Source organism: Herbaspirillum sp. WGmk3, from assembly GCF_023952535.1.
Lineage (GTDB): Bacteria > Pseudomonadota > Gammaproteobacteria > Burkholderiales > Burkholderiaceae_D > Herbaspirillum > Herbaspirillum huttiense.
In genome coordinates, this window is sequence record NZ_JAKYWT010000002.1 from 869,672 (window position 1) to 882,476 (window position 12,805).

The window sequence follows — 12,805 nt, forward strand, 5'->3', positions numbered from 1 at the left end:
ATTTTTTGCAAAAGCCCTAAACTTTTTCCAAGACTGCCCGATAAAGCAATCAACAGAGGTTGAAACGCCTGGGGCTCATGGGTAGAAGACCAACGTTAGGCACTGAAACTCGGATCATCGGTCTCAAATCTTAGGAGAATTAACATGGCAGCAGTCATTAATACCAATATTCCGTCGCTCAATACGCAACGGAACCTGAATTCCTCGCAGTCGTCGCTCAATACCTCGATCCAACGTCTGTCGTCCGGCCTGCGCGTCAACAGCGCCAAGGACGACGCCGCCGGCCTGGCCATCGCCGACCGCATGAACTCCCAGGTCAAGGGCCTGGCAGTTGCACAACGTAACGCCAACGACGGTATCTCGATGGCGCAAACCGCTGAAGGCGCTCTGTCGACCGTCGGCGACAACCTGCAGCGTATGCGTGAACTGGCTGTGCAAGCAGCCAATGGCACCAACAGCGCACAAGACCGCAAGACCCTGAACGACGAATACACCCAGCTGTCGCAGGAAGTGTTCCGTGTTCTGAACGGCACCAGCTTCAACGGCCAGAACCTGTTCACCGGTGTTGGTCAAGGCGCATCGGCCGGTACCGGCTCGAACGCTTCGAACGTGTCGGCTTCCCTGACCCTGTCGTTCCAGGTCGGCGCCAACGTGCAAGACAACAAGCTGAACGACCAGATCACCATCACCCTGGATGACCTGTCGAACAACTCCACCATCGCTACCGTCATCGGCACCAGCGCCAAGGGCCTGATCGGTCTGGGCGACACCTCCGGCGTGAGCACCGCGCAAGCGACCTACACCTCGGCCAAGGCTGCCTTGGACAACCTGTTCGCTACCGGTTCGTCCCTGTCCTCCTCGGCACTGGCTTCGTCGGCCGTGACCCTGCAAGCTGCCGTTGACAGCGCCAAGCTGTCGCTGGATCAGGCAGTTGCCGCCCCGTCCGCTCAGAGCGACGCTCAGAAGGCCATCCAGAACCTGGACAAGGCCATCAGCCTGATCTCCTCCAAGCGTGCAGAATTCGGTGCAGTGCAGAACCGCTTCAGCGCGGTCATCAGCAACCTGCAAGTGTCGAGCGAAAACATCACCGCGTCGCGCAGCCGTATCATGGATACCGACTACGCGCAGGAAACCGCGAACCTGACCCGTGCGCAGATCCTGCAGCAAGCTGGTACCGCGATGCTGTCGCAGGCCAACTCGGCACCGCAGCAGGTTCTCTCGCTGTTGAAATAAGCCAGATAGCTAGGTAGGATGACGTGCGGGGGATAGACCTTATTCTCCGCACGTTCCTTTAAGGAAGGGAGTAGTACCATGTCGATTGCCCCACTTAATATCACTGCTGCTGGTGACTCCGGTACTGCCTATGCAGCACCGAAGACCGCCGAAAAGCCCGATCCCGTGGTATCGACGGTCGCACCGGCGGCCACCCCGGAAGCACGCCGCGCAACCGAAAGTGAAGTCAACGATGCCGTTGGCAAGTTGAACGACTTTGCAGCCGCCAATGCTGCCGCACTGAATTTCTCGAAAGACCAGGACACCGGCAAGACCATCATCAAGGTTGTCGATACGGCTACCGATACCGTGATTCGCCAGATTCCCAGCGAAGAAGCGATTGCCATCGCCAAATCGATCGACAAGATGCAAGGCCTGCTGATCAAGGAAAAGGCTTGAGTATCCCCTCGAGTCTGGTACGAACTGCAGTGGCTGAACAACCGCATGCGTCAATGCCCGTTCATTGCGCATGACGGAATCGGCTACCCCAGTTCATAACGGATTCAGATAGTTATTCCGCACAGCGTCCCTCTCTGCCCTACCCGACGCCGTACTTGAGAGCCCATCTCCTCTTGACCGCGCTGGACAACCGCACAGCGCTGTGCCTCACGCAAAGTTTCAGGAGTTGAACCGTGGCGACTTCCACCGGCACCATTTCCACATCGGCAGGCCCGCTCGATGTTTCCACACTGGTCAGTCAACTGATCTCGGCCGAAAGCCAGACACAGCTGACGCCGCTGACCACCCAGGCGAGCAGCTACAACACCCTCATTTCCGCCTATGGCAGCCTCAAGAGCGCATTGTCGAGCTATCAGTCGGCCATCAAGTCGCTGACCTCGGCCAGCTTCAGCTCGCAGAAGAGTTCGGTAAGCAACGCCGGCACCGGCACCACGCTGACCACCGACCCGTTCACCGCCGATGTCAACAGCGACGATTCGACCAAGATCCTGGCGCAGAAACTGCAGTCGGCCGGCGTAAGCAGCGGCACGACCTACAACGCCGGCGATTCGATCGCCATCAAGATCGGCACCAATTCGCCCACCTTCATCACCCTGCAAGCCAACTCGACCCTGGCTGGCGTACGTGATGCGATCAATGCCTCCAAGGCAGGCGTCACCGCCTCCATCACCACCGATGGCAGTGGCGACCACCTGGTCCTGGAATCGGCCACCGGCGGCACAGCCAACACCATCAAGGTCACGGCCAACAACAGCCTGTCCGCATTTGCCTATGATCCGTCGAGCTCGACACCGAGCACCATGACGCAGATCCAGGCCCCGCGCGACGCCACCAAAGCCGCATCCGGCACCTATTCGGTGGCCGTGTCGCAACTGGCGCAAACGGCCAAGCTGAGTTCGGCCAGCATCACGCCGGGCACGACCTTTGACAACGGCATTCTGGCCATCAAGACCGGCACCGGGTCCACCACCATCATCAAGCCTGCCACCAACACCCTGGCTGGCGTGCGCGATGCCATCAACAGCAGCGATGCCGGCGTGAACGCCACCATCGTCAGCGACGGCACCAACGACCACCTGGTGATTACTGCCAAGGACAGCGGCGCGGCCAATACCATCAAGATCACCGGCACCGGCAATTATTCCGTCTTCAGCGCCGACCCCAGCGGGACCGTGATCTCGCCCAACGTCAGCACCAGCCAGACTTACAGCTCCGGCACGCTGAGCCTGAAGGTAGGCGACACCACGGTGGCCATCAACCCGACCGCCAATGGCAGCGGCAACATTGACCTGAACCAGGTCATGAGTGCCATCAACAGCGCCAGCGCAGGCGTGACCGCCTCCATCAGCAACGACGGCACCAACAACCACCTGGTACTGACTCCGACCGGCAGCAGTGCGACGGCGGCAGTCTCGCTGACCGGCAGCGGCGATTATTCGGGCCTGACCATGAGCGGCATGGGCCAGTTGCTCAAGGCGCAGGACGCCAAGCTGTCCATCGATGGCGTGGCGGTGACCAGCACCAGCAACAAGGTCGAGAACGCGATCTCCGGCGTGACGCTCAATCTGGCCAAGGTCACCACCTCTTCCGACAACTTCACCCTGAACATCAGCAACGACACCTCCGGCATCACCACCGCCGCCAACAGCTTCGTGACGGCCTACAACACGCTTGCCAAGGCAGTGGCCGGGATGACTGCGCAGACGCCCTCCACCACCCTGGGCCAGGCCAACAACTCGGCTCCGCTGGCCAGCGAGTCGTCGGTGCAGACCATCATGAACCAGCTGCGCAATACCCTGTTCGCCACAGTGGACGGCGGCAATGGAATCAGCAGCCTGTCCGACATCGGCATCAGCTTCCAGAAGGATGGCACCCTGGCGCTGGACTCCACCAAGCTGGCCACGGCGGCTACCAACAATTTCGCCGGCATTGCCAATCTCTTCACTGGCACCGATCCGGATACGACCAACACTACGTCGTCCAAAAATGGTATCGTCACCAAGTTGCAGACCTTGATGACCAGTCTGTTGAGTGACAGCGGCATCATCGCCTCCAAGACGAATGGCCTGCAGGCCAGCCTGAAGATCAATCAGGATCGCCAGACCACGGTGCAGACCCGCCTGTCGAATCTGAAGGATGACTACACCAATCAGTTCAACCGCCTCAACGTCACGCTGGCCAGCATGCAGTCCACGCAAAGCTACCTGACCCAGCAATTGGCCAGCCTGGCCAAGAGCAGTTGAAGCGACACCGCGAACATAGGAGAACGTCATGTTCGGAAGCATGAAGCGCGGGGCCAATGCCTACGCCAACATCGGGGTGGAAACCGGCGTGATCGCCGCCAGCCCGCACAAGCTGATCACCATGCTCTTCGACGGTGCACTGGTGGCCATCGCCTTGGGCAAGAAGTCCATGGGCGAAGGCAATATCAAGGACAAGGGCGAATCCATCACCAAGGCCATCCTGATCATCGACAATGGACTGCGCGCCAGCCTGAACAAGCAAGTCGGCGGCGAACTGGCGCTGAATCTGGATTCGCTGTATGAATACATGAGCCGCCGCCTGTTCGAGGCCAATGCCACGAACAATCCGGCCATCCTCGACGAAATCCACGGTTTGCTCGACGACATCCGCTCCGCCTGGGAACAGATCGGACCGAATGCAGTGCAGTCTGCTGCCCCGCCGATGGCCATGACCCAGGATGTTTCTCTTTCCAGCTTTGCAAAGGCATGACTGACATGAACGGTGACGACGTCATCGCCCTCTATGAGTCGATCTCGCAATTGACCAACGAGATGCTGTCGGCCGCCCGTGCCGGCGACTGGGATCTGCTGGCAGCATTGGAAGCCCAGTGCGGCAAGCACATCGCCAGCCTGCGCGACAGCGAGGAAAACATCACCCTGCCTGAGCCGCTGCGCCATCGCAAGGTCGACATCATCAAGAAAATCCTGGAAGACGACCGCGACATCCGCAATCTCACCGAACCGGGACTGCGCAAGCTGTCGGCGCTGATCCAGAGCAACCAGACCGAACAGAAGCTCCTCAATACCTACGGCATGGGTAGTTGACCATGTTGCCGCGGGCCGATATCGCCAGCGCCGTCCAGCCCGTCAATCCTGTCGAAGCGGCCACGGCCGTCGTTTCGGTTGCTGATGCCCGGCAGGAAGCCTTCAGTCGCCTGGCCCAGATTGCGATCGGCCAGCAGATGTCGGGCCGCATCCTCTCCAACTTCAACGACGGTACCTTCCTGGTGCGCATCGCCAATACGGCGGCGCGCATGGTGCTGCCCAACAGCGCCCAGGTCGGCGACACCCTGACCCTGACGCTGGTCTCCAAGGATCCGCGTCCGACCTTCTCGGTCAATGAAGGCAGCATCCGTCCCGACGAGGAAAGTGCATCGGTCGCCTTGAGCACCGCCGGCCGCGCGATGCAGAAGGACCTCAAGTCGCTGCAGTTCGTCACCCGCGACGAAAGCGGTGCCGGACAGATCGCCCAGAACGAGGACATCGCCGATGCCCAGGCCAAGGGTGCGCGCCAGGGGCAGTCCGGCCCGCCCGCCAGCAGCACTACCACCCTCAGCAACGCCGGCCGTCTCATCGACACGCTGCTGCACGCGTCGCAACAAGGCGACGTCACCGATCACATCAATGCGGCCACACCCTTGCTGCCCAAGGCCGGCGTCCCTGTCGACCAGATGGCCTCGGCCCTGAAGGATGCCATTGCCCACAGCGGAGTCTTCTATGAATCGCACGTCGCTGCCTGGGCCGCCGGCCAGCGCCCGGCCGACGAACTGATGAAGGAACCGCAAGCCCAGGTCGCGGCGCGCCAGGGCGGCAACATCAACCTGCTCAGCGACAGCGATCCCGCCCAGAACCAGTTGGGGCAGATCATCAATCTCCAGCTCAATGCGCTGGAACAGCAGCGTGTGGTCTGGCACGGCGAAGTCTGGCCGGGCCAGAAGATGGAATGGGAAATCAACCAGGAACATGGCCAGGACTCCCCGAAACAGGGTGCCACCGACGACGAAAACGCCCCCACCTGGCACAGCGTGGTGCGCTTCAACTTCGCCCACCTGGGCAGCGTCTCGGCTTCGATCCGCCTGATCGGCCAGCAGATCCACGTGCAGGTCAAGGCGGACAATGACGCTGCCACCGCAGCCCTGCGCGGCAACACCGGCCTGTTTGCCAATGCCATGGCGGCAGCCGGCACCTCTCTCGACTCCCTGATCGTCAAGCAAGCCGATGGAGAAACCTAATATTCCGCTGCAAAATGCCGTGGCCCTGGCCTACAACGCCAGCCAGGCAGCCCCCCAGGTAGTGGCCAAGGGCCGCGGCCTGGTGGCCGAAGCCATCATCGCGCGGGCGCGTGATGCCGGCGTCTACGTTCATGAATCGAAGGAACTGGTCTCGCTGCTGATGCAGGTCGAACTGGACCAGCAAATCCCCCCCGCCCTGTACCGCACTGTCGCCGAATTGCTGGCCTGGCTATATCGTATTGAAAATATGCAATTAAGCGGGTCAGTGATGTATGATACAGGGTCAAACTATTCCAATAATTCCTCTGGGGAAAGCGATCCTACTCGCTGAATTCCGACGTACACGACGCACAGATGGCTAACAACGACGAGATCGACGACGACAGCCCATACCGGGTTCATTCACGGCGGGAGATCATTGCCCTGCTGACCAGCATGATGGAGAAAAACCAGCTCCTGAGCCTGCTGATCAAGGGCGGATCCGAGTCCGTGATCACTTCCATTCTGGAAGTCGATGCCGATGACGACTCGCTCATCATCGACGCGGCTCCCAGCGCCATGCTCAACGAGAGCATCGTGGCCAGCAAGCGCATCGGCTTCGAAGCCTTGTACAACAGCATCCGCATCACCTTCAACGTGGACGGCGCACGGCAGGTGGAGTATCAGAGCCGCCCGGCGCTGAAGGTCGGCATTCCGGAAAGCCTGGTGCGCCTGCAGCGCCGTGAGTATTTCCGCATCCCGACTCCGATCGCCAAGCCTCTGCGCTGCACCTTCCGCATCACGCAAGCAGACGGCTCCTTCGTCACGGTGGTCACGCTGCTCAACAACATCAGCGCCGGCGGCGTCGGCATCACCGACGAGAAGAAGCTGCTGCCCACTACCCCGGGCGCCATGTATGAAGACTGCCAGCTCGAACTGGGAGATAACACCCTGGTCTCGGTCAAGCTGCAGGTGCGCGACTGCAAGGAGTTCAAGATGACCAACGGCAAGGTCGTCAATCGCTTCGGCTGCCAGTTCATCGACATCCCGCGCACCGTCCTGGCCGCCATCCAACGCTTCATCACCAAGCTGGAACGCGAACAGAACGCCAAGGCCTCGGGCATGATGTAATTCAGCGCCGCTTCCCGGCGGCGCCCATGAAAAAACACCCCAGCAACCGGAAACCGGTTCTGGGGTGTTTTTTCATGGAAGGACGAGCAACAATCCAGCCCGCCCCACAGCAGAAAACTTCACACCTGCATGGTCATGATGTCACGGTAGGCCGAAACCAGCTTGTTGCGCACCTGGATGCTGGTCTGGAAGGAGATGCTGGCCTTCTGGGAAGCGATCATCACATCCGACAGATTCACGCTGTCATCCCCCATGGCAAAGGCCTGCGACATCTTGGCGGCTTTTGCCTGGGAATCATTGACCTGGTCAATCGCGCCCTTGAGCACGTCGGCGAAGTCCACGCGCTGCGCCGGCTTCTCCGCCGCGACGCCGCTCTGGACCGGGTCCACGCCACCCTGGGCGCGGGCTGCCGCAGCCTTCAGCTGGGCCACCATTGCCTCGATCTTGCTGGTATCAATCACACTGTCGATTGCCATCTGCCACCTCTTGAGTTCATTTTGCCGCTTGGCAAAAGCACAATACGCACCTTCGCCATCTACAGCAGCACCTTAACACTGCTGCATTGACAAATCGCACCAATAAGCGGGGAATTTGCCATTCTGTTCGGGCGATCAAATTCTTCCTGCCAACGGACAATCCACACTGAGCAAAAAACCTCACAAAGGTAGGCAGTGATCAAAGTCTTTATCAAGCTGGCAATCGAGGGAACGCCAGAGGGGAAATCATGGCGGTAGCAGCCGACGGCACGATGACCGGCGAACCCAACAATCCGGGCGAACTCGGCAATATTGAGGGTATGCCCCAAGGGCAGGCCGCCCAAGGCGGCGTGATGGGCTACGCCCGTTCGCCGCAGGGCAAGCGCATTCTGCTCATCATTGCCGCCGCCGCCACGCTGGCGCTGATGGCGGGCATCTGGCTGTGGAGCCAGAAGGTCGAGTACCGCGTCCTGTTCGCCAATTTCAACGACCGCGATGGCGGAGCCATCGTGGCCTCGCTGCAGCAGATGAACGTGCCCTACAAGTATTCGGACGGCGGCACGGCCATCCTGGTCCCCGAGAACATGGTGCATGACGCTCGCCTGAAGCTGGCCTCGCAAGGCCTGCCCAAGGGCGGCAACGTCGGTTTCGAACTGATGGAAAACCAGAAGCTGGGCATTTCCCAGTTCCTGGAGCAGGTCAACTTCCAGCGCGCGCTGGAAGGCGAACTGGCACGCTCGGTACAATCGCTGGCTTCGGTGCAGACCGCCCGTGTTCACCTGGCCCTGCCCAAGGCCTCGGTGTTCGTCCGCGACCAGCAGAAGCCGACCGCCTCGGTGATCCTCAGCCTCTACCCAGGCCGCTTCCTGGACCAGCAGCAAGTCAGCGCCATCGTCCATCTGGTGGCCAGCAGCGTGCCTGAGCTCTCGCCCAAGGCCGTGACCATCGTCGACCAGAACGGCAATCTGCTCTCCGACACCACCAAGCAAGCCCAGACCAACACGCTCGACCCGACCCAGCTGAAGTATGTCCAGGACATGCAGCAGGACATCGTCAAGCGCGTCGAGTCCATCATCGCCCCCATCGTCGGCAACGGCAACGTCCGCGCCGAAGCCACGGCTGATGTCGATTTCTCCCGCAGCGAGCAGGCCTCGGAGGCCTACAAGCCCAACCAGACGCGCGACACCGCTGCCGTGCGCAGCAAGCAGAGCAGCGAGGCCAACAGCGCGACCTCGGGTACCTCGGGCATTCCGGGTGCGTTGACCAACCAGCCCCCTGCCCCTGCCACCGCGCCGATCGTCAACCCGGCAGTGGCCAATGGTGCGGCCAATCAGAACGGTACGGCGGCCACGCCCAACGGCGCCGCCCCGACCCCGGCGGCCAGCGGCAATTCGCGCAAGGACGAGACCATCAACTACGAGGTCGACAAGACCGTGCGCTACACCCAGCAACCCATGGGTGGCGTGCGCCGCCTGACGGTGGCCGTGGTGGTGAACTACAAGCGTACCCTGGACAATACCGGCAAGATCGTGATGCGCCCGCTGACCGAGGCCGAGCGCAACCAGATCACCGACCTGGTCAAGGAAGCGATGGGTTACAACAAGGATCGCGGCGACTCGCTCAACGTGGTCAATACCCAGTTCAGCACCGACATGGAACCGGAAGTGCCGCTGTGGAAGCAGCCAGGCATGATCGAACTGGCCAAGGAAATCGGCAAATACGTGCTGGTGGCCGCGGTCCTGCTGTTCCTCTACTTCCGCGTGCTGCGCCCGATCGTCTGGAAGCTGTCGGGCCGCGAAGAGCGCGAGCGCCTGGCCAAGGAAAAGGCCGAGGCCGAGGCCGCCGCCGCTGCCGCAGCGGTTGCCGCCGGCTTCGATCCGGACGATCCGGACGCCATCGTCAACCTCTCCGGCGAGCCGGCAGTCGACGAACGGGCACAGTACAAGGCCAACCTGGAAACCGCCAAGCAGTGGGCCAAGAATGATCCGAAGCTGGTGGCAAGCATCATCAAGTCATGGGTGAACAATGAGTAACGACGGCGTTCAGAAAGGTGCCATCCTCATGCTCGCCTTGGGCGAGGATGAGGCCGCCGAAGTCATGAAATACCTGGGCCCGAAAGAGGTCCAGAAGTTGGGCGCGGCCATGTCGGCCCTGCGCAACGTCAGCTTCGAGGAAATCAACGAAGTGCTGGAAGCCTTCGTCGCCGAAACCGGCCAGGCCTCCTCGCTGGGCCTGGATTCGGATGAATACATCCGCAGCGTGCTGACCAAGGCGCTGGGCGACGACAAGGCCACTTCCCTGCTCAACCGCATCCTGGGCGGGCGCGATGCCTCCGGTATCGAAAGCCTCAAGTGGATGGACGCGCAGTCGGTGGCCGAGCTCATCCGCAACGAACACCCGCAGATCATCGCCACCATCCTGGTCCACCTGGAGCGCGACCATGCCTGCGGCATCATCAACAATTTCACGGAACGTTTGCGCAACGACGTCATCCTTCGTATTGCAACCCTGGACGGCGTGCAGCCGGCCGCGTTGCGCGAACTCAACGACGTGTTGACCAAGCTGCTAACCGGCAACGAAAGCCTCAAGAAACAACAGATGGGCGGTATCCGCACCGCGGCCGAGATCCTCAACTTCATGTCGGGCGAGAACGAGACCGCGGTGATGAACAACCTGCGTTCCTACGACGAGGACATGGCGCAGAAGATCATGGACGAAATGTTCGTCTTCGAGAACATCATCGACATCGACGGCCGCGGCATCCAGCTGCTGCTGCGCGAAGTCCAGTCCGAGTCGCTGATCGTGGCGCTGAAGGGTGCCTCGCAAGGCCTGCGCGACAAGATCTTCGCCAACATGTCGCAGCGTGCGGCCGAGATGATGAAGGAAGACCTGGAATCCAAGGGACCGGTGCGCCTGTCCGAAGTCGATGCGCAACAGAAGGCCATCCTGCAGATCGTGCGCCGCCTGGCCGACGAAGGCCAGATCGTGCTGGGTGCCAAGGGCGAGGACGCGTTCGTCTGATGCGTTTGAGGCAGATGCAGGGTGCCGTCGGCATGCCGGCCTGAGGAGTCAAAGAAGCCATGCGTGCAAAGATCATTCCCAAGGAAGAGATGACGCCCTACCAGCGATGGGAGCTGGCGTCCTTCAACGAAGAACCCGAACCGGAGCCGCAGCCCGAAATGCTGCCCGAGGAAGAAGAATTCCTCGAAGAGCCGCCACCGGTCCCGCAACTGACAGCCGAACAGCTTGATGCCATCCGCGAGGCCGCCCGCCAGGAAGGTTTTGCCGAGGGCCGCGAACACGGCCTGCAGGCTGGCCGCTCCGAAGGCTACGTCGCCGGGCTCCAGCAAGGCCAGCAGGAAGTCAACGAAATCATCCAGCACTTCCGCCAGATCGCAGTCAATTTCAGCACCGAAGTCTCACAGTGCAGTGAAAAGATGGCCCCCGAACTGCTGGACCTGGCGCTGGACCTGGCCAAATCCATGCTCAAGACGGCCCTGAACGTGCGTCCCGAACTGATTCTGCCGACCGTCAGCGCGGCCATCCACGCCTTGCCGGTGCTGCAGCTGCCGGCCAGCCTGACGCTGCATCCCGAAGATGCCGCCCTGGTGCGCAAACACCTGGGCGAGGAACTGGCCCAGCAAGGCTGGAAGATCGAGGAAGACGCCCATCTCGACCGCGGCGGCTGCCGTGTCGAAACCCGCACCAACCAGATCGATGCCACCACCCCGACGCGCTGGCAGCGCCTGGGCGAGTCGCTGTCCAAGCAGCTCGACTGGCTGGAATGATTCATCCGAAGTGATAGTTACCTGAACGGGAGACCCGCATGAACTCCCCGATGCCTTCCCATAGCAGCCTGTGGCAAGCCTACCTGCACAACTGTCGCAGCCTGGTCGCCATGGCCGAGCCTACCCGCACGGCCGGGCGCATCACGCGCGTAGCCGGCCTGGTGATGGAAGCGGTCGGACTGAAGCTTCCTGTGGGCAGCCCCTGCAACGTCCCGCTGCCCAACGGCACGATGATCGAAGCGGAAGTCGTCGGCTTCCAGGATGAACGTTTGTTCCTGATGCCGCAGAGCGATGTCGAAGGCATCGTCCCTGGCACCCGCGTCTATCCGGTCGAACCGGTGCGCCCTCCTCCGCGCACCGGCCCCATCAGCTTCACTCCGCGCCGCGTCGACGAGCACAGCCGTCGCCTGCCGGTCGGCGACGAGCTGCTGGGCCGCGTGCTCGACGGAGCCGGCCGCCCGCTCGACAATCTCGGCCCCCTGCATACCGAACGCTCGGCCCCGCTGGCCGTGCGTGCGGCCAACCCGCTGGGACGCGCGCCCATCCGCGACATTCTGGATACCGGCATTCGTGCGATCAACACCATGCTCACCGTCGGCCGTGGCCAGCGCATGGGCCTGTTCGCCGGTTCCGGCGTGGGCAAGAGCGTGCTGCTGGGCATGATGGCGCGCTATACCAGCGCCGATGTGATCGTGGTCGGACTGATCGGCGAACGCGGCCGCGAAGTGAAGGAATTCATCGAACAGATTCTGGGTGCCGAAGGGCTGGCGCGCTCGGTCGTGGTGGCGGCGCCCGCCGACACGCCGCCGCTGATGCGCCTGCAGGGCGCTGCGTACTGCACCTCCATTGCCGAGTATTTCCGCGATCAGGGCAAGGATGTGCTGCTGATCATGGATTCGCTGACCCGTTACGCCATGGCCCAGCGCGAAATCGCCCTGGCCATCGGCGAACCGCCTGCCACCAAGGGCTACCCGCCTTCCGTGTTCGCCAAGCTGCCGGCCCTGGTGGAACGCGCCGGCAATGGCGATGAAGGCGGCGGCTCCATCACCGCCTTCTACACCGTGCTGACCGAAGGCGACGACCAGCAGGACCCGATCGCCGACGCCGCCCGCGCCATCCTGGACGGCCACATCGTGCTGAACCGCCAGTTGGCCGAGGCTGGCCACTATCCTGCCATCGATATCGAACAATCCATCAGCCGTGCCATGCACAGCATCACGGATGCCGACCATCAGCGGCGTTCGCGGCATCTGAAGCAATTGTATTCACGTTTCCAGCGCAACCGCGACCTCATCAGCGTCGGCGCGTACGCCGCCGGCAGCGACCCCGTGCTGGATGAAGCTATTGCCTTGTTGCCAAGAATGGAGTCCTTTTTGCAGCAGGGCATCCATGAGCAGGCCGATGTATCAGAGAGCTTGAGGCAACTTACCGCTCTATTCGGGTGA

13 protein-coding genes are annotated in these 12,805 nt (G+C 61.7%); 12 read left to right on the top strand and 1 reads right to left on the bottom strand.

The features are described 5' to 3' along the window. Nucleotides 1-144 precede the first annotated feature (144 nt). The 8 genes from MKD49_RS09770 to MKD49_RS09805 all read left to right on the top strand — a co-directional run bounded on the left by MKD49_RS09770 (nt 145) and on the right by MKD49_RS09805 (nt 7,096). Entirely contained in the window at nt 145-1,233 is a 1,089-nt protein-coding gene (locus tag MKD49_RS09770) for a flagellin (RefSeq protein ID WP_121039776.1), read from the top strand. 78 nt (nt 1,234-1,311) lie between these two features. After that, the gene (locus MKD49_RS09775) at nt 1,312-1,671 is read left to right on the top strand and encodes a flagellar protein FlaG (protein ID WP_034332788.1); all 360 of its coding nucleotides are present in this window, start codon (nt 1,312-1,314) and stop codon (nt 1,669-1,671) included. Nucleotides 1,672-1,904: 233 nt separating this feature from the next. Then, entirely contained in the window at nt 1,905-3,974 is a 2,070-nt protein-coding gene (gene fliD / locus MKD49_RS09780) for a flagellar filament capping protein FliD (protein WP_121039769.1), read from the top strand. 28 nt (nt 3,975-4,002) lie between these two features. After that, nucleotides 4,003-4,464 carry a flagellar export chaperone FliS gene (fliS, locus tag MKD49_RS09785; RefSeq protein WP_034332785.1) on the top strand — a complete coding sequence of 154 codons (462 nt, stop codon included), beginning with the start codon at nt 4,003-4,005 and terminating at the stop codon, nt 4,462-4,464. Between the two features lie 5 nt (nt 4,465-4,469). Next, entirely contained in the window at nt 4,470-4,799 is a 330-nt protein-coding gene (locus tag MKD49_RS09790; protein WP_034332793.1) for a flagellar protein FliT, read from the top strand. Between the two features lie 2 nt (nt 4,800-4,801). Next, nucleotides 4,802-5,986, top strand: coding sequence for a flagellar hook-length control protein FliK (locus MKD49_RS09795; protein WP_121039766.1), 1,185 nt, complete (start codon nt 4,802-4,804; stop codon nt 5,984-5,986). Next, nucleotides 5,973-6,317, top strand: a complete 345-nt coding sequence (locus MKD49_RS09800; RefSeq protein ID WP_034332781.1) for an EscU/YscU/HrcU family type III secretion system export apparatus switch protein — start codon at nt 5,973-5,975, stop codon at nt 6,315-6,317. The genes MKD49_RS09795 and MKD49_RS09800 overlap by 14 nt, the downstream gene beginning before the upstream one ends. Nucleotides 6,318-6,340: 23 nt before the next feature. Then, nucleotides 6,341-7,096, top strand: a complete 756-nt coding sequence (locus MKD49_RS09805; RefSeq protein ID WP_121039763.1) for a flagellar brake protein — start codon at nt 6,341-6,343, stop codon at nt 7,094-7,096. A 119-nt stretch (nt 7,097-7,215) separates the two neighbouring features. Here the strand turns inward: MKD49_RS09805 and fliE are convergent, their stop codons facing one another. Further along, a complete protein-coding gene (gene fliE, locus MKD49_RS09810) occupies nt 7,216-7,572 on the bottom strand; it encodes a flagellar hook-basal body complex protein FliE (RefSeq protein ID WP_039788439.1) in 357 nt (118 codons plus the stop codon). Between the two features lie 248 nt (nt 7,573-7,820). On the opposite strand from fliE, the gene fliF reads away from it, so the two are divergent. The 4 genes from fliF to fliI are packed head-to-tail and all read left to right on the top strand — an operon-like array spanning nt 7,821 to nt 12,805. Then, nucleotides 7,821-9,605 carry a flagellar basal-body MS-ring/collar protein FliF gene (fliF, locus tag MKD49_RS09815; RefSeq protein WP_121039760.1) on the top strand — a complete coding sequence of 595 codons (1,785 nt, stop codon included), beginning with the start codon at nt 7,821-7,823 and terminating at the stop codon, nt 9,603-9,605. Then, nucleotides 9,598-10,593, top strand: coding sequence for a flagellar motor switch protein FliG (gene fliG, locus MKD49_RS09820; protein ID WP_034338562.1), 996 nt, complete (start codon nt 9,598-9,600; stop codon nt 10,591-10,593). Before fliF ends, fliG begins: the two co-directional genes overlap by 8 nt. 59 nt (nt 10,594-10,652) lie before the next feature. Next, on the top strand, nt 10,653-11,360 hold the full coding sequence (gene fliH, locus MKD49_RS09825; protein ID WP_039788445.1) for a flagellar assembly protein FliH: 708 nt from the start codon (nt 10,653-10,655) through the stop codon (nt 11,358-11,360). A gap of 38 nt (nt 11,361-11,398) precedes the next feature. Further along, on the top strand, nt 11,399-12,805 hold the full coding sequence (gene fliI, locus MKD49_RS09830) for a flagellar protein export ATPase FliI (RefSeq protein ID WP_121039755.1): 1,407 nt from the start codon (nt 11,399-11,401) through the stop codon (nt 12,803-12,805).

Excerpts from the sequence above, each read along its gene's own strand:
- MKD49_RS09770 (WP_121039776.1), top strand. The coding sequence starts at position 145 with ATGGCAGCAGTCATTAATACCAATATTCCGTCGCTCAATACGCAACGG.
- MKD49_RS09775 (WP_034332788.1), top strand. The coding sequence starts at position 1,312 with ATGTCGATTGCCCCACTTAATATCACTGCTGCTGGTGACTCCGGTACT.
- fliS (WP_034332785.1), top strand. The coding sequence starts at position 4,003 with ATGTTCGGAAGCATGAAGCGCGGGGCCAATGCCTACGCCAACATCGGG.
- MKD49_RS09790 (WP_034332793.1), top strand. The coding sequence starts at position 4,470 with ATGAACGGTGACGACGTCATCGCCCTCTATGAGTCGATCTCGCAATTG.
- MKD49_RS09795 (WP_121039766.1), top strand. The coding sequence starts at position 4,802 with ATGTTGCCGCGGGCCGATATCGCCAGCGCCGTCCAGCCCGTCAATCCT.
- MKD49_RS09800 (WP_034332781.1), top strand. The coding sequence starts at position 5,973 with ATGGAGAAACCTAATATTCCGCTGCAAAATGCCGTGGCCCTGGCCTAC.
- MKD49_RS09805 (WP_121039763.1), top strand. The coding sequence starts at position 6,341 with ATGGCTAACAACGACGAGATCGACGACGACAGCCCATACCGGGTTCAT.
- fliE (WP_039788439.1), bottom strand. The coding sequence starts at position 7,572 with ATGGCAATCGACAGTGTGATTGATACCAGCAAGATCGAGGCAATGGTG.
- fliF (WP_121039760.1), top strand. The coding sequence starts at position 7,821 with ATGGCGGTAGCAGCCGACGGCACGATGACCGGCGAACCCAACAATCCG.
- fliG (WP_034338562.1), top strand. The coding sequence starts at position 9,598 with ATGAGTAACGACGGCGTTCAGAAAGGTGCCATCCTCATGCTCGCCTTG.
- fliH (WP_039788445.1), top strand. The coding sequence starts at position 10,653 with ATGCGTGCAAAGATCATTCCCAAGGAAGAGATGACGCCCTACCAGCGA.
- fliI (WP_121039755.1), top strand. The coding sequence starts at position 11,399 with ATGAACTCCCCGATGCCTTCCCATAGCAGCCTGTGGCAAGCCTACCTG.